This window comes from Streptomyces sp. NBC_00038, from assembly GCF_026343635.1.
Classification (GTDB): domain Bacteria; phylum Actinomycetota; class Actinomycetes; order Streptomycetales; family Streptomycetaceae; genus Streptomyces.
Map to the genome: position 1 here is coordinate 6,874,003 of NZ_JAPELQ010000001.1, position 23,446 is coordinate 6,897,448.

The 23,446-nt window shown below is 71.1% G+C and carries 19 protein-coding genes; 12 read left to right on the forward strand and 7 right to left on the reverse strand.

Annotation, left to right across the window (positions count from 1 at the left end; genetic code table 11):
• Positions 1–123: 123 nt before the first annotated feature.
• On the forward strand, positions 124–2,370 hold the full coding sequence (locus OG219_RS31270) for a DEAD/DEAH box helicase (RefSeq protein ID WP_266832102.1): 2,247 nt from the start codon (positions 124–126) through the stop codon (positions 2,368–2,370).
• Here OG219_RS31270 and OG219_RS31275 read toward each other — a convergent pair.
• Positions 2,367–3,470 carry a pyridoxal-phosphate dependent enzyme gene (locus tag OG219_RS31275; RefSeq protein WP_266832104.1) on the reverse strand — a complete coding sequence of 368 codons (1,104 nt, stop codon included), beginning with the start codon at positions 3,468–3,470 and terminating at the stop codon, positions 2,367–2,369. The genes OG219_RS31270 and OG219_RS31275 overlap by 4 nt on opposite strands.
• 245 nt (positions 3,471–3,715) lie before the next feature.
• Between OG219_RS31275 and OG219_RS31280 the strand changes: the two genes are divergently transcribed.
• Entirely contained in the window at positions 3,716–5,278 is a 1,563-nt protein-coding gene (locus OG219_RS31280; RefSeq protein WP_266832106.1) for a S8 family peptidase, read from the forward strand.
• 36 nt (positions 5,279–5,314) lie between these two features.
• On the opposite strand, the gene OG219_RS31285 is transcribed toward OG219_RS31280, so the two are convergent.
• Positions 5,315–6,520, reverse strand: a complete 1,206-nt coding sequence (locus tag OG219_RS31285; protein WP_266832108.1) for a serpin family protein — start codon at positions 6,518–6,520, stop codon at positions 5,315–5,317.
• A gap of 105 nt (positions 6,521–6,625) precedes the next feature.
• Between OG219_RS31285 and OG219_RS31290 the strand changes: the two genes are divergently transcribed.
• The 6 genes from OG219_RS31290 to OG219_RS31315 all read left to right on the forward strand — a co-directional run bounded on the left by OG219_RS31290 (position 6,626) and on the right by OG219_RS31315 (position 13,267).
• On the forward strand, positions 6,626–7,885 hold the full coding sequence (locus OG219_RS31290; RefSeq protein WP_266832110.1) for a DUF4190 domain-containing protein: 1,260 nt from the start codon (positions 6,626–6,628) through the stop codon (positions 7,883–7,885).
• 147 nt (positions 7,886–8,032) lie between these two features.
• Positions 8,033–8,785, forward strand: coding sequence for a GntR family transcriptional regulator (locus tag OG219_RS31295; protein ID WP_266832112.1), 753 nt, complete (start codon positions 8,033–8,035; stop codon positions 8,783–8,785).
• 322 nt (positions 8,786–9,107) lie between these two features.
• Entirely contained in the window at positions 9,108–9,299 is a 192-nt protein-coding gene (locus OG219_RS31300; protein ID WP_266832114.1) for an SPOR domain-containing protein, read from the forward strand.
• A gap of 54 nt (positions 9,300–9,353) precedes the next feature.
• Positions 9,354–9,761, forward strand: coding sequence for a (deoxy)nucleoside triphosphate pyrophosphohydrolase (locus OG219_RS31305; protein WP_266832116.1), 408 nt, complete (start codon positions 9,354–9,356; stop codon positions 9,759–9,761).
• Between the two features lie 157 nt (positions 9,762–9,918).
• Positions 9,919–10,350 (forward strand): ATP-binding protein, encoded by a 432-nt coding sequence (locus OG219_RS31310; RefSeq protein WP_266832118.1) that lies wholly within the window; start codon positions 9,919–9,921, stop codon positions 10,348–10,350.
• Between the two features lie 265 nt (positions 10,351–10,615).
• Positions 10,616–13,267 carry a SpoIIE family protein phosphatase gene (locus OG219_RS31315; protein WP_266832120.1) on the forward strand — a complete coding sequence of 884 codons (2,652 nt, stop codon included), beginning with the start codon at positions 10,616–10,618 and terminating at the stop codon, positions 13,265–13,267.
• A gap of 157 nt (positions 13,268–13,424) precedes the next feature.
• Here OG219_RS31315 and OG219_RS31320 read toward each other — a convergent pair whose 3' ends face one another.
• Positions 13,425–14,888: a hypothetical protein gene (locus OG219_RS31320; RefSeq protein WP_266832122.1), complete on the reverse strand. Its 1,464-nt coding sequence runs from the start codon at positions 14,886–14,888 to the stop codon at positions 13,425–13,427.
• A 996-nt stretch (positions 14,889–15,884) separates the two neighbouring features.
• Here OG219_RS31320 and OG219_RS31325 point away from each other — a divergent pair.
• The 4 genes from OG219_RS31325 (at position 15,885) to OG219_RS31340 (ending at position 19,153) form a co-directional block, all read left to right on the forward strand.
• Entirely contained in the window at positions 15,885–17,174 is a 1,290-nt protein-coding gene (locus tag OG219_RS31325) for a hypothetical protein (RefSeq protein WP_266832124.1), read from the forward strand.
• 41 nt (positions 17,175–17,215) lie between these two features.
• Positions 17,216–17,527: a hypothetical protein gene (locus OG219_RS31330; RefSeq protein ID WP_266832126.1), complete on the forward strand. Its 312-nt coding sequence runs from the start codon at positions 17,216–17,218 to the stop codon at positions 17,525–17,527.
• A 93-nt stretch (positions 17,528–17,620) separates the two neighbouring features.
• Positions 17,621–17,944: a hypothetical protein gene (locus OG219_RS31335; RefSeq protein ID WP_266832128.1), complete on the forward strand. Its 324-nt coding sequence runs from the start codon at positions 17,621–17,623 to the stop codon at positions 17,942–17,944.
• A 270-nt stretch (positions 17,945–18,214) separates the two neighbouring features.
• Positions 18,215–19,153, forward strand: a complete 939-nt coding sequence (locus tag OG219_RS31340) for a class I SAM-dependent methyltransferase (RefSeq protein ID WP_266832130.1) — start codon at positions 18,215–18,217, stop codon at positions 19,151–19,153.
• 45 nt (positions 19,154–19,198) lie between these two features.
• On the opposite strand, the gene OG219_RS31345 is transcribed toward OG219_RS31340, so the two are convergent.
• The 4 genes from OG219_RS31345 to OG219_RS31360 are packed head-to-tail and all read right to left on the reverse strand — an operon-like array spanning position 19,199 to position 23,072.
• Complete coding sequence (locus OG219_RS31345; protein WP_266832132.1) at positions 19,199–19,975, reverse strand: succinate dehydrogenase/fumarate reductase iron-sulfur subunit; 777 nt, start codon at positions 19,973–19,975, stop codon at positions 19,199–19,201.
• Entirely contained in the window at positions 19,972–21,912 is a 1,941-nt protein-coding gene (locus tag OG219_RS31350) for a fumarate reductase/succinate dehydrogenase flavoprotein subunit (protein ID WP_266832134.1), read from the reverse strand. Before OG219_RS31350 ends, OG219_RS31345 begins: the two co-directional genes overlap by 4 nt.
• Positions 21,912–22,733, reverse strand: coding sequence for a hypothetical protein (locus OG219_RS31355; protein ID WP_266832136.1), 822 nt, complete (start codon positions 22,731–22,733; stop codon positions 21,912–21,914). The genes OG219_RS31350 and OG219_RS31355 overlap by 1 nt, the downstream gene beginning before the upstream one ends.
• Before the next feature lie 51 nt (positions 22,734–22,784).
• The gene (locus OG219_RS31360; protein WP_266832138.1) at positions 22,785–23,072 is read right to left on the reverse strand and encodes a hypothetical protein; all 288 of its coding nucleotides are present in this window, start codon (positions 23,070–23,072) and stop codon (positions 22,785–22,787) included.
• Between the last annotated feature and the right edge of the window lie 374 nt (positions 23,073–23,446).

Genomic DNA, 23,446 nt, shown 5'->3' on the forward strand with positions numbered 1-23,446 from the left:
TCCGGGGCGGCCGCCCGGCGCCCGGCGCCCGGCGAGGGCGCGGCGGGCCTGCGGGACCACCGGCTGTCAGTGCTGCGTGGAAAGATGCGCGCATCGGGGCGGATGGCACAAGAGGGGCGCGGCATGGCGGGTGTCGAGGGGAGTGGAAGGCCGGGGGCGGGGAGTGACGGTGCGGTTCCGCCGGTCGGGCGCAGGGCCAGGGAGCTGGTCGCGGCTGGCGCGCGGTTGTACGACGCCGCGCGGGCCGTGCTCGCCGACCATCGGCGGGCGCTCGACGCGGTTCGGGCGGCTCTGGCTCCGATACATGCCGAACTTGTCGGCGAGGAGCTCGAGTCCATCCCCGTCGCGCGGCTGAAGGACGTCACCGAGGGGCGGCTGCGGCTCAGCGCGCTCGAAGCGGCCGGGTTCGAGTCGGTGGGGGCGGTGTACGGGACGAGCCGGTATGGGCTGCGGCAGGTTCCGGGGGTGGGCGCGCAGACCGCCGACCGGGCGCTTGCCGCGGCCCGGCAGATCGCGCGGGCGGTGGAGGACACCGTCTCCGTGCGCATCGACGTCGATCACCCGGAGCCCCGGACGACCGCCCTGGTCATCGCGTTGCGCACCCTCGTCGAGGCCGGTCCGGAACTGCGCCGGGCCGTGGACGCGGCCACCCGGCTCGACGAGCGGCTCGGCACGCTGCTGCCGGCGGCCCGGCCCGCCGGAGGGCGGCTGCGGATGGCGTTCGCCGGGAAGGAGCGGCGCGAGCACGCGCTCGCCGCGGTGGCGGAACTCCGTGAGCTGACCGCCGGAGGCGCCGCCAAGGACGTACGACTGCTGCTGGCGCAGGCGTCGGCGGACCTGTTGCGCGAACCCGCCTCCGACATCGAGGCCTGGGTCGACTTCGAGTTGCGGTCCACGGAGTACTACAGCCAGCTCGCCGAGGTCTCGCGGCAGCGTCCGGACGTCGAGGCCTCCGAGGGGTTCCTGCCCTCCGAGGTCGCCGAGCGGGTGCACGCGCAGGAGCTGGACGACACGCACCGGCGGGTCTCCCTGCGCGGCTATCAGGCCTTCGGCGCCCGTTTCGCGCTGGCCCAGCGGCGGGTCGTCCTCGGCGACGAGATGGGGCTCGGCAAGACCGTGCAGGCCATCGCGGCGCTCGCCCATCTCGCGGCGGACGGGCACAGCCACTTCCTGGTCGTCTGCCCGGCCAGCGTGCTCATCAACTGGACGCGCGAGATCGGCGCGCGCAGCACCCTGCGCGCCCTGCCGGTGCACGGCTCGGAACGGCTCGATGCGTACGAGGAGTGGCGCGAGCGCGGGGGCGTCGCGATCACCACGTACGACGTGCTGCACCGACTGCCCGAACCCGGCGGGAGCAAGGGCGCAAAGGGTGCCAAGGGTACCGACAGCGCCAGGCCGGGGATGCTCGTCGTCGACGAGGCGCATTACGTGAAGAACCCCGAGACCCGTCGCTCCAAGGCGGTCGCGGCCTGGACCGGACACTGCGATCGTGTCCTCTTCCTCACCGGTACGCCCATGGAGAACCGCGTCGAGGAGTTCCGCACCCTCGTCCGCTACCTCCAGCCCGGCCTCCTCCCCAGCATCCACAACGGCAGCGCTGCCGCGGGCCCGCACGTCTTCCGCAGGTCCGTCGCCCCCGCGTATCTGCGCCGCAACCAGCAGGACGTCCTCACCGAGCTCCCCGCCCTCTTCCAGGTCGACGAGTGGGAGGAGTTCGGCGCGGCGGACCGGGCGGCGTACCGGAAGGCCGTCGAGGCGGGGAACTTCATGGCGATGCGCCGTGCCGGGTACGCCGGCGCGGAGAAGTCGGCGAAGCTGCAACGGCTGCGGGAGCTGGTGGCCGAGGCGGCCGAGAACGGACTGAAGGTCGTCGTGTTCTCCTACTTCAAGGATGTCCTCGCGACAGTTCAACAGGCCTTGGGGGAGCGGGTGTTCGGCCCGATCTCCGGCGCTGTTCCCGCCGCGCGCAGACAGCGCCTGGTGGACGACTTCACGGCCGCCCCCGGGCACGCGGTGCTGCTCTGCCAGATCGAGGCCGGCGGCGTCGGCCTCAACCTGCAGGCGGCGTCGGTGGTCATCCTCTGCGAGCCGCAGGTCAAGCCGACCATGGAGCACCAGGCCGTGGCCCGCGCCCACCGCATGGGCCAGGTCCGCCCCGTGCAGGTCCACCGCCTCCTCGCCACCGACAGCGTCGACCAGCGCCTCCTGGACATCCTCAAGAACAAGACCCGCCTCTTCGACGCCTACGCCCGCCGCAGCGACACCGCCGAACACACCCCGGACGCCGTCGACGTCTCGGACAGCGGCCTCGCCCGCCGGATCGTGGAGGAGGAGCAGCAGCGCCTGGCCGGCGGGGTTGCCCGTACCTAAGCAGCCAGTCCCGTCTTCACCCCCGCGCCGCACAGCGGCACCACCGCCGACCGCTCCCCGAGGACTCCCTCCCGGACAGCCGCCCAGCACGCCACCCCGGTCGACTCCACATACAGCCCCCGTGACGCCAAGTCGGTCTGAGCGTGCCTGATCTGATCCTCGGTCACCGTCAGGAACGTGCCGCCGGAGTCCCGTACGGCGCGCAGGATCTGGCGGGCCCGCGGCGGACGCGGGATCGCGATGCCCTCGGCGAAGGTGGGGGCCGCAGAGGTTACGCCGACCAGGTCGTCGGCGCCCGCGCGCCATGCCTCGGCGAGCGGGGCGACCGCGGCGGCCTGGACGGCGTAGAGGGCCGGCCGCCGGTCGATGAGGCCGGCCGAGTGGAGCTCGGCGACGGCGAGGGCGGCGCCCAGGAGCAGGGTGCCGTTGCCTACGGGGACGACGATGACGTCGGGGAGGCGTCCGCCGAGGTCCTCCCAGAGTTCGTGGACGTAGGTCTTGGTTCCGGCGAGGAAGTAGGGGTTGAAGACGTGGGAGGCGTAGAACACGCCCTCCTCGTCCGCCGCCTCCCGGGCGGCCGCCGCGGTGGCCTCCCGGTCGCCGTCGATCACCCGCACCCGCGCCCCGTGTGCCCCGATCTGCTCCAGCTTCTTCGGCGAGGTGCCTTCGGGGACGTATACGGTGCACGGCAGCGCGGCCCGTGCGCAGTACGCGGCGATCGCCGTCCCCGCGTTGCCGCTGCTGTCCGCGAGCACCTGCCGGGCCCCCAGCCGCAGGGCCAGCTCGGCCAGGAGTACGGCGCCGCGGTCCTTGAAGGACAGCGTCGGCATCAGGAAGTCGAGCTTGGCGGAGATGCCGTCGCGGAGCGGGACCAGCGGTGTGCGGCCTTCACCCAGGCTGACCGTGGGGGCCGTCAGGGGCAGGCACTCCGTGTAGCGCCAGAGTGAATTGACCCGTCCGGCAAGGGACTTGAGGGGTGCCGGGGTCGGGGCGAAGTCCAGGTCGAGCGGGCCGCGGCAGGCCGGGCAGCACCAGGCGAGCGAACCGGCGGGGACGCGCGTGCCGTCCACCGGGCAGAAACAGTCCGGCAAAGATGTCATGTGCGCAGGTTAGATGCGCCGTTTGATGACGTTGTGTCATGGCCGGCATATGGCGCCTGTGTTACGTCCCTGCAGGACTCTTGTGCAATTCCTGTGGAAGCCTCAATCTTTCGGCTGACGCACAGGGAACGCACAGCAGATTGGCATGACCCTGTCTCTTTCGCGTCTGCACACCCCCACCAGTGCACCACCGGTTTCAGTACCACCCCCCACCAGCGCACCACCGATTGAGGAGGATCCCTCAGATGGCAGTGATGCGTCACACCCGCCGAAGACTGGCCGGCATAGCAAGCGCGGCCCTCGTCCTCGGAGTCGTCTCCGCCCTCCCCGCGAACGCGGCACCGGAGCGAGCAGGACAGATCCAGTACGCGGGCGCGGCCAACGCGGTCGCGGACAGCTACATCGTGACCCTCAAGGCGGACGCCGCGAAGGCCGGTTCCACCGAGGGCAGGGCCCTCGCCAAGGAGTACGGCGCCACGATCGAGCGTACGTACAAGAAGGCGCTCAACGGCTACGCGGTCGAGGCCACCGCGGCCGAGGCGAGGCAGTTCGCCGCCGACCCGGCCGTCGCCTCCGTGGTCCAGAACCGCACCTTCCACATCAACGCGACGCAGCCCAACCCGCCCTCCTGGGGCCTGGACCGCATCGATCAGAAGACCCTCCCGCTCAACAGCAGCTACACCTACCCGGATTCGGCCGGGACCGGCGTGACCGCGTACATCATCGACACCGGCGTACGCATCACCCACAGCACCTTCGGCGGCCGCGCCACCTACGGCTACGACGCCGTCGACAACGACAACACCGCCCAGGACGGCAACGGCCACGGCACCCACGTGGCGGGCACGGTCGCCGGAAGCGCGTACGGCGTCGCGAAGAACGCGAAGATCGTCGGCGTCCGCGTCCTCGACAACGCCGGCTCCGGGACGACCGCGGGCGTGGTCGCGGGCATCGACTGGGTCACCCAGAACGCGGTCAAGCCGGCCGTCGCCAACATGTCGCTCGGCGGCGGTGTGGACACCGCGCTCGACACGGCGGTCCGCAATTCCATCGCCTCCGGCGTCACCTACGCCGTCGCGGCGGGCAACAGCAACGCGAACGCGTCGAATTACTCGCCCGCGCGTGTCACCGAGGCCATCACGGTCGGCGCGACCACGTCGACCGACGCCCGCGCCAGCTACTCCAACTACGGCGCGGTTCTGGACATCTTCGCGCCGGGCTCCTCGATCACCTCGTCCTGGAACACCAGCGACACGGCCACGAGCTCCATCTCCGGTACGTCGATGGCGAGCCCGCACGTGGCGGGCGCGGCGGCGGTCTTCCTGGGCGCCAACCCGACGGCCACGCCCGCGCAGGTGGCGACGGGGCTCATCAACGCCTCGTCCACCGGTGTGGTCACCAACCCCGGCACGGGTTCGCCGAACCGGCTGCTCAACGTCGCGGGCGGGACGGTCACTCCGCCCGGACCGCGCTTCGAGAACACCGGGGACTACGCGATCGCCGACAACACCACCGTCGAGTCGCCGATCACCGTGAGCGGTGTCACCGGAAACGCACCCGCGGCACTGAGCGTGCCTGTGAGCATCGTTCACACGTACATCGGTGATCTGCAGGTGCAACTGATCGCGCCGGACGGTACGGCGTACACGCTGAAGGCGTACAGCACCGGCGGCAGCAGCGACAACATCAACACCACGTACTCCGTGAACGCCTCCTCGGAGGTCGCCAACGGCGTGTGGAAGCTGCGGGTCAGCGACAACGCGGCGCAGGACGTGGGGCGGATCGACTCCTGGGCGCTCCAGTTCTGATCAGCTTCTGATGGGCTTTTGATCAGCGGCAACCGATCACTCGTACTCGTCCTCGCGGTATGGCTTCGGGTCCGTGACCCAGCCCGCCGCGAGGACGAGGCGTGAGGTGCGGTGCAGGGCGAGGAAGCCGAAGGGGCGGTCGAAGACCGCGTCTATCTCGGTCGTCACATAGCGCGGCGCCGGGCGTTCGGCGGGCGCCGCGCCGGCGATCCCCGCGATTGCCGTCACGGCTGCCGCGCGGAAGCCCTTCTCGTTGAAGGCGGTGGTAGCCGCCTGCCTCGCAGAGCCCACCGCCAGTGGCTCGGCGCTGACGCCGGGGAAGTGCCCTCGGGAGTCGTCCGTGGCCGTGCCCAGCCCGAACAGCCGGGGCTGCTCCAGCAGATCGTGCTCGGCGGAGAAGTCGAAGGCGACGGTCGTGACAGTCAGGCTGGGCGGGGTCGGGCGGTGGCGGCGCACCTGCCGGACGTCCAGCCCCGGACCCGCCTCCCCGTACGGCAGTTGGTCACCGGGTATCGCCCGACGACGCCGTTCGAGGATGTCCACGCCCGTCGCGAGCACCTGGCCCGCGCTCATCCGTTCCTCGCCGAGGAGCAGGTGGATGTCGACACCGGTGGTGCCGAGAACCTTCAGCTCGGTGACGGCTCCCTCGGGGGTGTCCGCCACACCGATCCGGTCCAGCAGGCTGGTCGTCCTCCAGAGACCGGCCAGCCGCCGGTCCTTCCAGGGACCCGAAGCGGGCCACAACTGCTCGGGCTCGAAGGGCCGCAACCACTCCGTACGCAACGCCAGCGCACTCGCGAGCACCAGCAGGGTTTCCTCGTCCAGCGGTACGGGCATCCGCTCGATCAGCCCGCCCGTCCGCTTGGAAGCCCACGCGTCGAGCGCCGCCTTGTCCGCCGCGACGTCCCCGCTGAGCACACCGAAGGTGTCTGCGGGCAGCCCCGCCGCCCACTCCTCCCGCACCGGCAGCGTCCGCCCGGTCCACAGCCCCAGCGCCGCGTCCACACCCCGCATACCGCCCAGGGCCCCCAGCAACTCCCGCCCCGCGCCGGCCGCTTCACCGGCCGGCAGGCCCACCGCCTCCGCCAGCTCCGCCCGAGCCGCGCCGCCCGCCCCGTCCGCGAGGAAGGCGAGCAGCGGCCACACCCCGGCCGCCGAGAACACCGTGCCGCCCGAAGCCTGCCCCGCCCATCGCGCGGTCAGCCCGTTGACCGCCCGAATCGTCGCATTGGTGACCCGCATTCCGCCCCCGCCCTTGCCGCGCTTACGATGCGCCCAGCCGTACGACAGTTCGCATGAAGCCCGTACGTCAACTCCCGCACCGCTCGGACTAGGAGCAAGGTACTAGTGGCCATATCCCCGCCGCCCGGCCCCCAGCAGCCCGAGGGCCAGTACCCGCCTCCAGGGACGCCTCAGGGAACGCCGCAAGGGCCCCCACCGGGCCCGTACCCGCCGCCGTACCCCCAAGGCCCGTACGCGCAGGGCCAGTACCCCCAGGGCCCCTACCAGCAGCCGTACCAGCCCTGGGGCTCCGGCTACACCCCGCACAACCGCCCGACCCCCGTCAACGGGCTCGCGATCTCCGCGCTCGTGCTCGGGGTCCTCTGCTTCCTGCCCGCCGTCGGGCTGCTCCTCGGGATCGTCGCGCTGGTGCAGATCAAGAAGCGGGGCGAGCGCGGCAAGGGGATGGCGATCGGGGGCATGGTGCTGTCCTCGCTCGGCATGGTGCTGGCCCTGGTGGCGGTCACCACGGGCGGCGCGGGTGAGTTCTGGGACGGCTTCAAGGACGCGGCACGCGACTCGGGCGGGAGTGCCTTCTCGCTCGTCAAGGGCGATTGCTTCGACGTGCCGGGCGGTTCGCTGGAGGGCATGACGTACGACGTCGACAAGGTGCCGTGCGCCGGGGAACACAATGGCGAGGTGTTCGCGACCTTCGAGATGAGCGAGGGGGATTACCCCGGCGACAGCGAGATCACGGACACCGCCGACGACAAGTGCTACACGCTCCAGGACGCGTACGCGATGGACACCTGGGCGGTCCCGGACGACGTCGACCTGTACTACTTCACACCGACCCGGCAGAGCTGGCGCATGGGCGACCGCGAGATCACCTGCGTGTTCGGGAACGTCGACGCGGAGGGGAGCCTGAGCGGCTCGCTGCGCGAGGACGGCACGACGCTCGACCCGGACCAACTCGCCTATCTGGAGGCCGCGCACGTGCTCAACGCGGCGATGGACTCGGCGCCTCCGGCGGAGTACGTCGAGGACGATCTGCCGGGCCACCAGACGTGGGCGGCCAGGGTGTCGGACGCGCTGACCGAGCAGGCGGGCATGCTCCGTGACCACACGTTCGCCCCGGATGCCGCCGAGCCCGTCGCCACCCTCGTGAAGGACCTGGAGGCGGCGCAGAAGGAGTGGGCGAAGGCGGCGGAGTCGGAGGACGTGGACACGTTCTACGTGCACTACGCGAAGGGGCTGGACCTCACCGACCCCGAGAGGACGGTCACCACGCGCGAGGCTCTGGGCCTCGCCACCACCCCGCCGACGTACGACACGGACGACGGCTCGGTGGACGACGGCGGAGATGGCACCGGCCTGGAGGTGTGACGGGCGCTATAGCGGGGAGAAAGTGCCTGGGTGAAGCCCTTGGGGGGCGCAAGTCATCACATCGAGTGATTCTCTGGCCTTTGCTTGCATGGCACAACCCACGGTTGCCAGGCTGTCGCTGTCTGTACAACCTGATGGGAGCGGCCAGTGACTTTCGGTGAGCAGCCGGCGTACCTGCGCGTCGCGGGTGATCTCCGCAAGAAGATCGTCGACGGCTCGCTGCCACCGCACACCCGCCTCCCCTCGCAGGCCAGGATCCGAGAGGAGTACCGCGTCTCGGACACGGTCGCGCTGGAGGCGCGGAAGGTGCTGATGGCCGAGGGCCTGGTCGAGGGACGTTCCGGGTCGGGCACGTACGTACGGGAGCGTCCGGTGCCGCGCAGTGTCGCCCGTACCGGATACCGCCCGGACAGCGGTGCGACCCCGTTCCGCCAGGAGCAGGCCGACGTCTCCGCGCGCGGCACCTGGGAGTCCCACAGCCGGCAGGTCGAGGCGAGCGTCGCGATCGCCGAGCGGCTCTCCGTCCGGCCGGGCGACCGTGTGATGTGTACGAACTACGTCTTCCGGGACGCGGGCGAGGCGATGATGCTCTCCACGTCCTGGGAGCCCCTCGCCGTCACGGGCCGTACGCCGGTGATGCTCCCCGAGGAGGGCCCGCTCGGCGGTATGGGCGTGGTCGAGCGCATGGCGGCCATCGACGTGATCGTGGACAACGTCACCGAGGAGGTGGGAGCGCGCCCTGGTCTCGCGGAGGAACTCCTCGCGCTGGGCGGCGTTCCCGGGCACGTGGTCGTCGTCATCCAGCGGACGTTCTTCGCGTCGGGACGTCCGGTCGAGACGGCGGACGTCGTCGTACCGGCGGACCGGTACCGGATCGCCTATCACCTGCCGGTGAAGTAGCCGCCTGATGGTGAAGTGGTCACGTTCGTGAAGTAGCCCTCAGTCGCGCCCGGTTGGAATCTGGCCTTTCTCAACAGCCTCGCCCCGCTCTGCCTTTGCCCTGCTGAGGGGCGCGTGGAGAGCGGTCGGCGGCGCGTTCGACGGCGTGCGCCCCCGGGCTCAAGTCCACATCCTGGCTTGTTGCGTACCCCTTTGTGTACCTCTTTGTGAAAAGCCGTATTCGCTGCGTGAAGGTTAGGCGTAGGCTCGGGCATATGCGGATTGCGGTTTCGTTAGAGGGCGGGGCACGGCGGGGGCCCGGGGCGGGAAGCGGAGGGGCTCGATGAACGACGGCACGATCACTCTTCCCTGGCTCGTCATACGGCAGGACGACAACGGCAATCGCTACCGCGTGGGCAGGTATGCGACCAGGGCCGAAGCCCAGAAGATCGCGGACAGCCTCGACGACCGCGGACACAAGCAGTTGTACTGGGTCGAGCGGATCGGGCAGAACGGGCAGAACGGGATCAGGTGACCGGGCAGGGGCGGGCGCCCGGGAGGCGCAGGCCGCTCCCGTAGGCTCCGGCGCATGACCGAACGGATCGTGGTGGTCGGAGCCGCCCTGCTGAGCGGCGGGCGACTGCTCGCCGCCCGCCGGAGCGCGCCCCCGGAGCTGGCCGGACGCTGGGAACTCCCCGGAGGCAAGGTCGAACCGGGAGAGACCCCCGAAGAGGCTCTGGTACGCGAACTGCACGAGGAACTCGGCGTCGCGGCGGAGCCGGCCGGCCGCGTCCCGGGGGAGTGGCCCCTGAAGCCGCCGTACGTCCTCCAGGTGTGGACCGCGCGACTGCTCCCCGGCTCGGACGACCCGAAGCCGCTCCAGGACCACGACGAGCTCCGCTGGCTGGCACCGGATGAGATTTGGGACGTGGCCTGGCTGGACCAGGATGTGCCCGCAGTGAAGGCGGCGCTCCTCGGGTGGGGCGCAGGCGCCTGACCCTCCCCCCGGTCTCCGTGGCGACCAGGTGGTGAGCGGGCGCGTTCGGTGGGCTTTGTTCGGCGGTTCGTACGCCGTTCGCGCCACAGTGCGCCATCGAGTGCGGTAAAGCGTCCAGGATATCGGGTATGTGCCCATTAACCCCACGAAACCGGACATGGGTGTATTCCTGGCCTGGGAAGTGATCGGCGTGATCGACACCGAAGGCGACTGCGCCGAGTGGAGCTTTCCCGCGGAGCCGGGTGCCGTCCGCACCGCTCGCGCCGTCGTCCGGGACCAGCTGCGCGACTGGGAGTTGGAATCCCTTGCCGATATCACCGCGCTGCTGGTCAGCGAGCTGGTGACGAACTCCCTCCGGCATGCCACGGGTCCTATCGGTGTACGGCTCGTGCGGCCCGCCGGGGTGGTGGACGCCCTGCGGGTGGAGGTCTCCGACCCGCTGCCGGACCCGCCCCGCGAACGGTCCGCCGATGCCGACGACGAAAGCGGCCGCGGACTCCAGCTCGTGGCCAGTTCCTCGCGGCGCTGGGGCACCCGTCCCGGGGACACCGGCAAGACGGTCTGGTTCGAGCTTGCGGTGCCCGGGTGATGGGGATCGATGTCTGGGTGAGTGTGATCGGTGCGGGGAGCCGGGTGACCGAATGGTTCAGGCCACTGGAACTGGCCGGAGTCTTTGATTCGACGGGGTGCCACCTGGTTAGAAGACTGGGAGTATGTCGCGGCCGGTCCAAAAACCATCGGGACCGTGCTGTGATCGTGAACACCGTGTTGTGCGGCGCCGTAGTGCTGGATACTGCGGGCAGCCGCCCCCGGTGACCGGTGCCGGACGCGGTGAGCTGGAGGGGACGGTTCGCGTGAGCGAGATACCAGCGAAGGCCACGGAGTCCGAGGACCCGTCGGACGGCGCGAGGGCTGACGCCGTGGGCGATTCCGCCGTGGGTGACTCCGTTGTGCGCCGATCCGCCTTGGACGAGGGGATGGGCGACGGGAGAAGCGACAGAGCGGGCGACGCGATGTGGCAGAGCAGTCCGCCCGGCTCGATCTACGACTACATCAAGGTCGCGTCGTTCTCCATAGGTGCCGACGGGCTGGTCGACCAGTGGAGTCTGCGTGCGGAGCAGCTCTTCGGGATATCCGCGGAGCGCGCCGTCGGCATGGACCCCATCGCCGCCTTCGTCGCGCCCGACCGGCGTGACTTCGGGCACCGCAAGATGGCGGAGATCCTGGACGGCCGCGAGTGGACCGGCGTGGTTCCCTTCCGGATGCCCCCCACCGAGGCGGACCAGGACGGCGCCGAAGGCCTCGCCGAGGTCTATGTGATGCCTACCACTACGGAGGATGGTGAGCGGGCCGCCGTATGCATCGTCGTCGACGTCCGCACCCTCCGCCGGATCGAGACCGACCTCGCCGCCTCGCAGGCGATATTCGGCCAATCTCCGTTCGGTTTCCTCCTGATCGACACGGACCTGCGGGTCCGCCGCGCCAACCAGCGGTTCGCCTCGACCTTCGGCGGCACTCCCGCCGACCACCGCGGGCGCGGCGTCCACGACTATCTGCCGCGCGCTGAGGCCGAGCGGGTGGCTGCCACGCTGCGCCGGGTCCTCGAAACCGGCGACTCCATCACGGACATGCACGTCACGGGCCACGTGCCCGGATCCGACGAACGCCGACACTGGTCCATCAACCTCTACCGCGTGCACAGCGGCAGCGGCCGCCCCATCGGCATCGCCTGGCTCGGAACCGACATCACCGCCCGCCGTGCCGCAGCCCGGGAAGCGGCCTCCGCGCGGCGCAATCTCGCCCTTCTGAACGAGGCCGGCGCCCGCATAGGCAACTCCCTCGACCTGGAGACCACCGCCCGCGAACTCCTCGACGTCGTCGTCCCCGGCTTCTGCGACCTCGCCACCGTCGACCTCTACCAGGGACTCCTGGCCGGCGACGAGACCCCGCCCGGGCTGGCCGACGGCAGCGCCGAACTGCGCCGCGTCGCCTTCGCCAGCGCCGTCTCCGACGCGCCCCTCGCCGGTGGTCCCGCGCCCGTCGCCGTCGGCGCCGTCCACCACTACCCCTTCAACTCGCCCTGCGCGGACGCCCTGCGCACCGCCCGGCCCAACCACATCCCCGCCGAAGAGGGCGGCCTCATCCAGTCCACGCTCGCCGTGCCGATGGTCGCCCACGACACCGTGGTGGGCCTGGTGCAGTTCTCGCGAACGAAGGGCAGCGAGCCGTTCGGGGAACGGGACCGGGCGCTCGCGGTGGAACTCGCCGCGCGCGCCGCGGTCTGTATCGACAACGCGCGCCTGTACCGCCGTGAGCACGAGCGCGCGCTGATCCTGCAGCGGTCCCTGCTGCCCCCGGGTGACCCCGAGGCCTCCGGCCTGGACATCGCGTGCCGGTACCTGCCCGGCAACGCGGCCACCGAGGTCGGCGGCGACTGGTTCGACGTCATCGAACTCCCCGGCCACCGCACCGCGTTGGTCGTCGGCGATGTCATGGGACGCGGTCTGCGCGCGGCCGTCGCGATGGGCGAACTCCGTACCGCCGTACGCACCCTGGCGCTGCTCGACCTCGAACCCGCCGAAGTCCTCTCGGCGTTGGACGAGATCGCCCGCGGCCTGGGCACCCCCGGCGGGGTCCAGCAGGCCACCCGTACGGCCCGCAAGTCCCGCGAAGCCGACCTTTCCGAGGTCTACCTCGCCACCTGCGTGTACGCGGTCTACGACTCCGTCACCCGCCGGTGCACCTTCGCCAACGCGGGTCATCTGCCGCCGGTCCTGGTGGAGCCCGGTGAGGCCGCGCTGATGCTCGACGTGCCGCCCGGGATGCCGCTGGGTGTCGGCGGCGAGCCCTTCGAGGAGGTCGAGGTCGAACTTCCCGAGGGTGCTCTTTTGGCGCTCTACACGGATGGACTGGTCGAATCGCGCGACCATCCCCTCGACGAGGGCCTGCAAGCGTTCGTCGGTGCCCTGACCGACCCCTCCAGTCCCCTTGAGGACGTCTGCGACCACGTCCTCAACACCCTCGACACGCACCACGGCGAGGACGACATCGCCTTGCTCATGGCACGTGTACAGGGGCTGCCGGCGGACTCCGTCGGCGACTGGACCCTGCCGCGCGAGCCGCGCAGCGTGGGGCGCGCCCGCGAGTACGCGCGCACGCAGCTGGTGGCCTGGGACCTCGAGCCGCTCGTCGACACCGCCGAACTGCTCGTCAGCGAACTCGTCACCAACGCCCTCCGCTACGGCGAGGGCGAGATCAGGCTCCGCCTGCTCCTCGACCGGACCCTGGTCTGCGAGGTCTGGGACGCCGGGCTCGTGCAGCCGCGGCGGCGTCGGGCGCGGGACACGGACGAGGGTGGACGCGGCCTGCAGCTCGTCGGCCTGCTGTCCGCCGGCTGGGGCTCGCGGCGGACGCCACGCGGCAAGACGGTGTGGTTCGAACTTCCGCTGCCGGATGGGGGGACGGGGCTGGCGGATCCGGCGGAGGCGTTGCTGAGTCTGTTCTGAGCGCGGGGTGGGTTTTTCGCTCCGTCCGCCCGGTTTCAGCCCGTCCGGCGTTTGAGGACGAGCGCGTCAGCGCGATACGGGGGTCTGGGGGCGGAGCCCCCAGGTACGGGACGGGTAGGGGCGGAGGGGGCGAAAAACCCCACAGCCCAACCCCCGTCTACGGCACAGCCCTCCGCCCTCGCGTCCGGCGCCCACCGAAGCTCGCGGGTCCACCGCCCGGCAACAGGATCCCCCCGAGCACGGCCCCACCCACCCCGGCACCCTCCAGCAACGGATGCCCGTACGCCCGTACATCCCGCTCGGCAATCACCCGCGCCCGCAGGGCGAGAACATCGGCAGCCTCAGCCTCGGAGAGATCACGCGCGAGGCGCCGCTCCGCCTCGGCAAGCCGTGCACGCGCCTCAGAACCCACCGCCCCCCGATGCGTACCGACAAAGTCGGCCGCACCCGCAACCGAACTGCGCGCCGCGAGCACGCCGTGCTCGACGATCCCGTCGGCGAAATCCGCACCGGCCCGGACCACGCGCCGCAGCGCGTCGAGCGGGTCGTACGGATCGCCGGCCGACAGCGGACGCCCTACGCCCGCGACGACCGACTCGGCGCGTGCGACACGACCGGGCAGCTCGGGCGAACCGACGTCAGCGCTCTCCAGGTGGCCGCGCGCCTTGGCGAGTCCGGCCTCCACCGCGGCGAGAGCGGCGGGCAACTGCTGTTCGGCCGCGGCCAGTTCACCGGCCAGCCGGTCGATGCCGTCGACGAGGACGGCCGCCTGTTCGACGGCCCCCTCCGCGCAACGCAGATACGCGGCCGCCCGATCCCCGTCGCCCCGGTCGAGCGACTGCCGCGCCTGGTTGAGGTGCGTCGTCGCGAACAGCAGCCGGTCCTTGGCCTGTTCGACGTGGCCCAGCACGGGGAGGGACGCGGAGGGGGCGTACCGATTGTGGAGTTCGCCGAGCGTCGCCTCGGCGGCCGGCGTGCGTGCGGCGAGCTCGCGGAAGCGGGTCTCGGCGTACGCCAGCGCGGTCGGCGCGTTCCGCTCCAGGGCGCGCAGTTGGTCGAACCCGGCCGCCTCCGCGTCGAGCCGCCGCCCGGCCTCCGTACAGCGCGCGACGACCTCTTCCAGCAGGCGCCGGGCCTCGTCGGATTCCGGTACCGCGTCGACCGTCCGCAGCCGCAGCCGGAAGGCCGCCGCCAGCTCGGACTTCGCGAACGCCAGCGCCTCCGTGTACGGGTTCACCGCCTCGCCGCCGAACTGGGCCGTGACGTAACCGAGTTCCTCGGCGCTGGTGCGGACGCAGTCGTCGATGTCCACCAGCAACTGCTGGGCCTGCCGGTCGAGTTCGGCAAGGGGTACGACCCGTGGAGCCACCCCGCCCGGTGTCGTACGCGTCCTTGCCCGCCGCCTGCGCCGCGTGTACGTGTACGCCGTCAGCACCCCCGCCGCACCCACCGCGACGACCGGCAGTACCAGATCCCCGGTGTCGGTCCCATCGTCACTGGGGGCGGCCTCGCGCGCCGGCGCCACCACACTCCGTGCCGCGGTCACCCGATCGTGATCATCGGCACCCACTCGTGCCAGCGGCAGCACCAGCCACCCCACGGCCACCAGCCCGCCGACCACGCCATATGCCCCTCGCGCGGCTATGTGCGACGCCGCTCGGCGCGACCGGTTCCGACTCTGGGGCGACGTCACATTTGGGAGCGTATGACCGCCCGCCCGCCGCCGCGACCGGGGTGCGCCGAGGTGGGGATGCTTAGGGTACGGAGGATGCGGGGGCGTACAGGAGGGGGCGCGGGGATGGACACGGGGCGGACGGAAACCGAGGCGGGGCGGCCTGGGGCGGCGGCGGAAACGGGGGCGGGGCCTCGGGCGGGACTGCGGCCGGGGGCCGAGCCCGCGGGGCAGGCTGGGGAGAGCGGGGGCGGGCCGGAAGGACCGGGGCCAGCCGCACGGCCGGATGCTGATGACGAGGGGGAGCTTGACCTTGAGTCGGGGCCCGAGTCCGGCTCCGACTCCGTGAGCGGGCCTGCGGCTGCTTCCGAGGCTGGGCCTGTGGCTGCGCTTGAGGACGGGCCTGCGCCTGAGACCGGGCCTGAGGCCCGGTCTGCACGCGAGTCCGAGTCCGGGCCTGCGCCCGAACCCGAGCTTGAGGCAGGGGCAGTGCTTGCGCCGGAGGCCGGGCCTGCACCCGGGTCTGAGGCTGGGCCTGTGCTTGAGACCGGGCCGGCGCCTGGGTCCGAGGCTGGGCCTGCACCCGAGTCTGCGACCGGGCCTGTGCTTGAGACCGAGCCCGAGTCTGAGGCAGGGCCTCCGCCCGAGTCCGAGCCCAAGGCAGGGTCAGCGCCTGTGCCGAAGGCTGGGCCTGCGCCCGGGTCTGAGGCCGGGCCTGCGCCCGAGCCCGAGCTCGAGGCAGGGTCGGTGCTTGCGCCTGAGGCTGGGGCGGCGCCCGGGTCTGAGGCTGTGCCTGCACCCGAGTCCCTGACCGGGCCTGTGCTTGAGACCGAGTCCGAGGCCGGGCCTGCGCCCGAGCCCAAGGCCGGGTCAGCGCCTGCGCCGGAGGCCGGGCCTGCGCTTGAGCCCGAGGCAGGGTCAGTGCCTGCGCCTGAGGTTGGGTCAGTGCTTGCGCCTGCGCCCGAGCCCAAGGCCGGGCCTGCGCCGGAGGCCGGGTCAGCGCCTGCGCCGGAGGTTGGGCCCGAGCCAACACCCGAGCCCGAGCCAACACCCGAGCCCGAGCCAACACCCGAGCCCGGGCCCGAGCCCGAGCCGGAGCCCGAGCCCGAGGCCGGGTCAGCGCCTGCGCCCGAGCCAACACCCGAGCCCGACCCCACCCACCTCACCCCCACCCTCAACGCCCCCCAAGACCCGCCCTCCCCCCACCCAGCCCTACGCGCCTGGCGCCACCCCCACCTCCGCTGGCCCAAGCGCATCGCCCTCGGGCTCGTACTCCTGCTCGTTCTTCCGGCCCTCGGTGCCGGGATCGCGTTGCGGGTCAACTACGCCGGAGACCCGGGCCCCGGTACCCAGACCAGGAACCGTGACGCCCTCTGGCTTGGCCACGCCTGGATCGACGGGCGGAAGGTGGACGCGGATGTCGAGGCGCTGGCCGAGCAGTTGCGGGACAGCGGGATACGGGACCTGTACGTGCACGCGGGGCCGTTGGAGCACGACGGGACCCTGCCCGAGTCGGCGTACCCGCGGGCGGGTTGGCTGATCGAGGCCGTGCATCGGGAGTTGCCCGGCGTACGGGTGCAGGCCTGGCTGGGGGATGTGCTGGCGAGTGAGGGGCCGGTCGGGCTGCGGCTGGAGCGGGAGGAGACGCGGGCCGCCGTGGTCGGGGCCACCGAGCAGATCCTCGAGGCCGGCTTCGACGGCGCCCACTTCGACCTGGAGCCGCTGCACTCGGACGACCAGGACTACCTCTCCCTCCTCGACGACCTGCACGCGGTCACCCAGGACCGCGGGGTCCCCCTCTCCGTCGCCGCCCACCAGATCGACCCGTTCCCGGCGGCCAACTCCATCAGGGGCACCCTCACGGGCCACCCCAAGTGGTGGTCCCAGGCCTACTTCGGCCAAGTCGCCCGCCGTGTCGACCAGATCGCCCTCATGTCGTACGACACGGCACTCCCGTTGGAGAGTCTGTACGGCGGCTACGTCGCCCAGCAGACCTCCCTCGCTCTCGAAGTCACCCCGGAATCCACGGACTTGCTGATGGGCCTCCCGTTCTTCCACGAGGACGACCTGAGCCACCACGGGAACGCCGAGACGGTCGAGGCGGCCGTACGCGGCACCCGTCTGGGCCTCTCCCGCACGGACCGCGACCGGGAACGCTTCGGGGTCGCGCTGTACGTGGACTTCGCCGCGAAGGAGTCGGACTGGGCGGCGTACCGGGAGGGTTGGGTGTCATGATCGGGTGAAGTGGGTGACGTACGCGCGTTCGGGGGGCCTGGATGGACCGGTACTGGTACTGGGCAGCGGCCGCGGTCCTGCTCGCCTCGTTGGGTTCGGGCGTGCTCGGAGCGCTCGCGATCGCGACGGGTCGGATGCCGCCGTGGCTGCGGCGCCGCCGTGCGCTCCGGCCGCGGCTGTGGGGCTACGGCACGGTCTGCTCCAGCGCGGGGCCGGCCCTATGGGCCGTGTCGTTCATGGTGATCAGCTCCGACAACGCCTTCAGCGCCCTCGCCCTTGTCGGACTGGTGCTGATGGTCGGTGGCGGCCTGCTCCAGCTGTTCGCCGAGCGGCCCGGCCCCGCCCAGCCATGACGGGCGAAGGCTCAGCAGGCCCTCCCGCTCCTGGAGACCCACCGCCCCGCGTGTCATCCTCGGGATGAGAACGGGCGTACGAGAGGCGGGGTCATGGACTGGCGTTACTTGTTGGGACTGGCCGAGGGGGTCGTCCTGGGTGTGATGTTCTCCGCCGGGATCGCCGCCGTGCGTGGCGGCTGGGTGCCGACGGTGGCCCGGGGGCGTGTCGTCCGGCGACGTCTGTGGGGCCAGGGGGTCCTGGTGCTCACAGCCTCCCTCGCGCTTCCGCTGATCGCCCTGGCCCTGCTCGGCTCCGGCGCTCTCTACTTCGCCGCCTCCCTCGCGGGCGGCACCGGAATGATCACCGGTGTCGTGCTGATGCACCGCGCGACCCGCGACCGCCGCCGAGGCCCGGCCACGGCTCGCGCTTCCTGACCTCCCGCCGCGGCTCCGCCCCCACTCCGCCACGACTAGCCCCACCCAACGCCCCCACCCCGACCGGATAACCGCCCCGTCGCCCAGACGTCATGCGAGGTTTCCCTGATCGGTCGTTCGTATTTGTTGTGACTCTGCTGTGGGCGCCCTACGTTCCTTCGAACACCGCGCCTCCACCGTGCCTGTGCTTCGCACCCCAGGCGTGCGCATCCCGCCCCCACGCGCAGGCACCGCAGCACCTCTTCCTATTCCTGTGAGGATCACGGATTCATGCGAGCGTTACTGACCAGCAAGGCTGCCCGGCGCACTCTGCGCCCGATCCTCGACCTCATCGACCAGCGCATCGAGCGCCAGGTCCGCCGGGCCGTCGCGGACCGCCCCACCGTCGCGCTGAAGAGCGAGAACGGCGCGCTGCAGCGGGAGTTGCAGACGCTGCGCAACCGCCAGCGCCCACTGGAGCTGTTCTTCGACGGGACCGGACGCGGCGCGTCACGGCTGCCGTCCGCGCCCCATCTCAACCGCACGATCAAAGAACTGGCGGAGGTGGCCGGGGACAAGGGCGACGCGGAGCGCAATGTCGCGCAGGCCTTCCGGCTGCTCATAGCCCTGGAGGCGCTCGGGGTCGGCAGGATCGCCGGCGGCACCATGAACATCGTCGGCAAGCTCGCCGCCGTACCGCTGCTCGACCCGCCGAACGACGAGATGCTGGAGATCGGCACCCTGTACGGAATGTTCGGCGCGGGCCTGATCCGGATGATGGAGCGCGCGGGACGCGACCCGAGCCTCACGATCGTCGACCCGCTCGCGGGCCTCCAGTTGCAGCCCGGCACCACCATGGGCGGCGATGTGACGGGCACGCCGGTACGCGAAGCCGCCGTACGCACCAATCTGGCCCTGGCGGGCGCGGCCGGCGCCGCCACCCGCATCCAGCAGGGCTTCTCCGAGGACCCCGAGGTGCGCGCCCTGGTCTCCGACCGCTCCTACGGAGTGATCATCGTCGACGGCGACCACTCCGCCGCCGGTGTCCTCGCGGACCTGGAGTGGGCCGAGCAGATCGTCGCCCCCGGCGGCATCGTCGTCCTGGACGACTTCGGGCACCCCAAGTGGCCCGGAATCAAAGAGGCCTTCGAGAAGCACATGACCACCGACACCCGGCTGAAGTTCCTCGGCCAGGTGGCGCACTCGGGCTATCTGCGGGCGGCGGAGTGAGGGCGCGCACCTGAGAGGGGCGCGCGCCTCAGGGTGACGTGGGCCTCAGGGTGACTTGGGCCGTCGGGCGATCTTCGACCCCAGCCACACCAGCGGGTCGTACTTGCGGTCGATGGCCCGTTCCTTCAAGGGGATCAGCGCATTGTCCGTGATCTTGATGCCCTCGGGGCAGACCTCGGTACAGCACTTGGTGATGTTGCAGTAGCCGAGGCCGTGTTCGTCCTGGGCGGTGCGTTTGCGGTCCAGGCCGGACTCGGCGGCGGCGTCCAGTGGATGCATGTCGAGTTCGGCCACGCGCATCAGGAAGCGCGGGCCCGCGAACGCCGGCTTGTTCTCCTCGTGGTCCCGGACGACATGGCAGGTGTCCTGGCACAGGAAGCACTCGATGCACTTGCGGAACTCCTGCGAACGGTCCACGTCCGCCTGCTGCATCCGGTACTCGCCGGGCCCCAGGTCGGCGGGCGGCACGAAGGCGGGAACCTCGCGCGCCTTCATGTAGTTGAAGCCGACGTCCGTGACGAGATCCCGTACGACGGGGAAGGCGCGCAGGGGTGTGACGGTGATCGTCTCCTCCGGCGTGAACACCGACATCCGCGTCATGCACAGCAGCCGCGGACGCCCGTTGATCTCGGCGGAGCACGAACCGCACTTGCCCGCCTTGCAGTTCCAGCGCACGGCGAGGTCCGGGGCCTGGGTCGCCTGGAGGCGGTGGATGATGTCGAGCACCACTTCGCCGTCGTTGACCTCGACCTCGAAGTCCTTCAGGCCGCCGCCCTGCACATCCCCGCGCCACACCTTGAAGCGGGCCTTATAGCTGCTCACTCGTAGAGCTCCTCTTCGGCGAGGTACTTGACCAGCTCCTCCTTCTCGAAGAGGGCCAGCAGGTCGGGGCGGATGGCTTCGGTGGTCTCGCGGGACAGATCGATCTGGCCGTGCACGGGGTCGGTCGCCGCCAACCCGCCCGTGGGGTCGGTCAGTTGGCACAGGAGGTTGATACGGCGCCAGGCGCGGTCCATCGCCGGGTGGTCCTCGCGGGTGTGGCCGCCACGGGACTCCGTACGCTCCAGAGCGGCTCGTGCGACGCACTCGCTGACCAGCAGCATGTTGCGGAGGTCGAGGGCGAGGTGCCAGCCCGGGTTGAACTGGCGGTGCCCCTCCACCCCGGCCCGGCGCGCCCGTACCCGCAGATCCGCGAGCTTCTCCAGAGCCGCCTCCATCTCCGCCTCCCGGCGGATGATGCCGACGAGGTCGTTCATCGTCTGCTGGAGTTCCTGGTGGAGGGTGTACGGGTTCTCCGGCGGGCGCCCGTTCTCCTTCCCCGGCTCGGGTCCCTCGGCGGAGAACGGCCGCAGCGCCTCCGCCGCCGCCGTGTCGACCTGGATCTCGTCCACCGGGGGCCGCTCACCCAGGTCGGTCGCGTATTGCGCCGCGTGGAGTCCCGCCCGGCGCCCGAACACCAGCAGGTCCGAGAGCGAGTTGCCGCCGAGGCGGTTGGAGCCGTGCATGCCGCCCGCGACCTCACCGGCTGCGAAGAGCCCAGGCACGCCGCGTGCCGCCGCCGTGTCCGACTCGACCGCGATGCCGCCCATGACGTAGTGGCAGGTGGGGCCGACCTCCATCGCCTCCGCGGTGATGTCGACGTCCGCCAGCTCCTTGAACTGGTGGTACATGGAGGGGAGTCGGCGCCGGATCAGCTCGGCGGGCATCCGGGTGGAGACGTCGAGGAAGACCCCGCCGTGGGGCGTTCCGCGGCCCGCCTTCACCTCGGAGTTGATGGCGCGCGCGACCTCGTCCCGGGGGAGCAGTTCGGGGGGACGCCGGTTGTGGTCCGGGTCCTCGTACCAGCGGTCGCCCTCCTCCTCGGACTGCGCGTACTTCTCCTTGAAGACGTCCGGAATGTAGTCGAACATGAACCGCTTGCCCTCGGAGTTCTTGAGCACCCCGCCGTCGCCGCGCACCGACTCCGTGACGAGGATGCCCTTCACCGACGGCGGCCAGACCATGCCCGTCGGGTGGAACTGCACGAACTCCATGTTGAGGAGCGGGGCGCCCGCCAGCAGGGCCAGCGCGTGCCCGTCGCCCGTGTACTCCCACGAGTTCGAGGTCACCTTGAAGGACTTGCCGATGCCGCCGGTCGCGATCACGACCGAGGGCGCTTCGAGGACGAAGAAGCGGCCGGACTCGCGCTCGTAGCAGAAGGCCCCGGAGACCCGCTCACCGTCCTTCAGGATCCGTGTGACGGTGCACTCCTGATACACCTTCAGGCGGCTCTCGTAGTCACCCGTCTCCTTCATGTCCTCCTGCTGGAGGGACACGATCTTCTGCTGGAGGGTCCGGATCAGTTCGAGGCCCGTGCGGTCGCCGACATGCGCGAGCCGCGGATACTCGTGCCCGCCGAAGTTGCGCTGCGAGATCCGCCCGTCCTTCGTACGGTCGAAGAGAGCGCCCCAGGTCTCCAACTCCCATACGCGGTCCGGGGCTTCCTGCGCGTGCAGTTCGGCCATCCGCCACTGGTTGAGGAACTTCCCGCCCCTCATGGTGTCGCGGAAGTGGACCTGCCAGTTGTCGCCGGAGTTGACGTTGCCCATGGCGGCCGCGATGCCGCCCTCGGCCATCACCGTGTGCGCCTTGCCGAACAGGGACTTGCAGATCACGGCCGTACGGGCGCCACGCTCGCGCGCCTCGATGGCGGCACGCAGTCCGGCGCCCCCGGCACCGACCACGACGACGTCCCACTCCTGCCGATCGACCACGGACATCAGAAGAACCTCGGATCGTCAAAGGCGCCGGACGCGACCAGGTACACGTAGAAGTCGGCGAGCGCCACACTCACCAACGACGCCCAGGCGAGCAACATGTGACGGGCATTCAGTTTCCCGACCCACTGCCACATCCGGTAGCGCACGGGATGCTTGGAGAAGTGCTTGAGCTGCCCGCCGATGATGTGCCGGCAGGAGTGGCAGGACAGGGTGTACGCCCAGATCAGCGTGATGTTGAGCAGGAAGACCAGGGTGCCCAGGCCCATGTGGCCCCAGTTGTAGTGCTCGTCGCGGAAGGCGAGCACCGTGTCGTACGTGAGGATCCCGGCGACGACGATCGCCGCGTAGAAGAAGTACCGGTGGAGGTTCTGGAGCACCAGCGGGAAGCGGGTCTCGCCGGAGTATTTCTTGTGCGGCTCGGCGACCGCGCAGGCCGGCGGGCTCGCCCAGAAGCCGCGGTAGTAGGCCTTGCGGTAGTAGTAGCAGGTCAGCCGGAAGCCGAGCGGGAAGATCAGGATGAGAACGGCGGGGGAGATGCCCCACCAGCTCCCGAACAGGTCCGCGTTCGGTCCGGCGTGCATGGGCTCGCAGCGGTCCGCCAGACAGGGCGAGTAGAACGGCGAGACGTACGGCGCCGCGTAGTAGTCCGCGTCCGCGAACGCCCGCCATGTCGAGTAGACGATGAAGGCCAGCAGGCCTGCCGCGGTGGCGGCGGGCGCCAGCCACCAGCGGTCCGTCCGCAGGTGCGGGGCGGTGATCGCGGCGCGTGTACCGGCGCGTACACCGCCGCTGTTGGGATGGGGTTCCGTACCAGTGGCCAACTCATGACTCCGGTCGGGTTCGCGTGCGGGTTCCGGATCTCGGGTTCCGGTTCAGGGGGCGTGGCGGTCGCGGGCGCCGAGTCCCTCGTCGTCCGAGTCCGTCCACAGGGTGCTGTCGTACGGGGTGTCGGGGATCGTGACGAGGTCGGGGCGCCGGGGGGTGGTCAGGCCGGGGGCGGCCTCCTTCAGCAGCGCGACGCTCTCGCGGAGGTGGTCGGCGTCGGTGCGTACGCGGCGCATCTCCAAGCCGCCGCCTATCTGCTGCTCCAGGCGTCCCACCGACCTCGCGAGGTCGTCTAGGCAGCGCTGGACTGACGTCAGGTCCTCTTGCACGGACATGACTTGCCCTCACTTCCGGGGCGGGTCGGCCCCTTGGCGGCAACGTTCATGCGCCTGCGAGTGTTGCGCGTCACATGAGCCCGTGTGAAGGCGTGTGCATGGATTGATGGATCGCGCGCCTCCGTGCGCCGGGGCCGGGGGTGGGTTTTTCGCCCCCTCCGCCCCTGCCCGTCCCGTTCCTGGGGGCTGCCGCCCCCAGACCCCCGCTTTCGGCCTGGACGGCCTCGTCCTCAAACGCCGGACGGGCTGAAAGATCTCCGGCTCGGGCGAGATTTTCAGCCCCTCCGGCGTTTGAGGAGCGGGGTCTGGGGCGGAGCCCCAGGGGCAAGGGACGGGTAGGGGCGGAGGGGGCGAGAACCCCCAAGCCCGGCCTC

Excerpts from the sequence above, each read along its gene's own strand:
- OG219_RS31270 (WP_266832102.1), top strand. The coding sequence starts at position 124 with ATGGCGGGTGTCGAGGGGAGTGGAAGGCCGGGGGCGGGGAGTGACGGT.
- OG219_RS31275 (WP_266832104.1), bottom strand. The coding sequence starts at position 3,470 with ATGACATCTTTGCCGGACTGTTTCTGCCCGGTGGACGGCACGCGCGTC.
- OG219_RS31280 (WP_266832106.1), top strand. The coding sequence starts at position 3,716 with ATGGCAGTGATGCGTCACACCCGCCGAAGACTGGCCGGCATAGCAAGC.
- OG219_RS31285 (WP_266832108.1), bottom strand. The coding sequence starts at position 6,520 with ATGCGGGTCACCAATGCGACGATTCGGGCGGTCAACGGGCTGACCGCG.
- OG219_RS31300 (WP_266832114.1), top strand. The coding sequence starts at position 9,108 with ATGAACGACGGCACGATCACTCTTCCCTGGCTCGTCATACGGCAGGAC.
- OG219_RS31305 (WP_266832116.1), top strand. The coding sequence starts at position 9,354 with ATGACCGAACGGATCGTGGTGGTCGGAGCCGCCCTGCTGAGCGGCGGG.
- OG219_RS31310 (WP_266832118.1), top strand. The coding sequence starts at position 9,919 with ATGGGTGTATTCCTGGCCTGGGAAGTGATCGGCGTGATCGACACCGAA.
- OG219_RS31330 (WP_266832126.1), top strand. The coding sequence starts at position 17,216 with ATGGACCGGTACTGGTACTGGGCAGCGGCCGCGGTCCTGCTCGCCTCG.
- OG219_RS31335 (WP_266832128.1), top strand. The coding sequence starts at position 17,621 with ATGGACTGGCGTTACTTGTTGGGACTGGCCGAGGGGGTCGTCCTGGGT.
- OG219_RS31340 (WP_266832130.1), top strand. The coding sequence starts at position 18,215 with ATGCGAGCGTTACTGACCAGCAAGGCTGCCCGGCGCACTCTGCGCCCG.
- OG219_RS31350 (WP_266832134.1), bottom strand. The coding sequence starts at position 21,912 with ATGTCCGTGGTCGATCGGCAGGAGTGGGACGTCGTCGTGGTCGGTGCC.
- OG219_RS31360 (WP_266832138.1), bottom strand. The coding sequence starts at position 23,072 with ATGTCCGTGCAAGAGGACCTGACGTCAGTCCAGCGCTGCCTAGACGAC.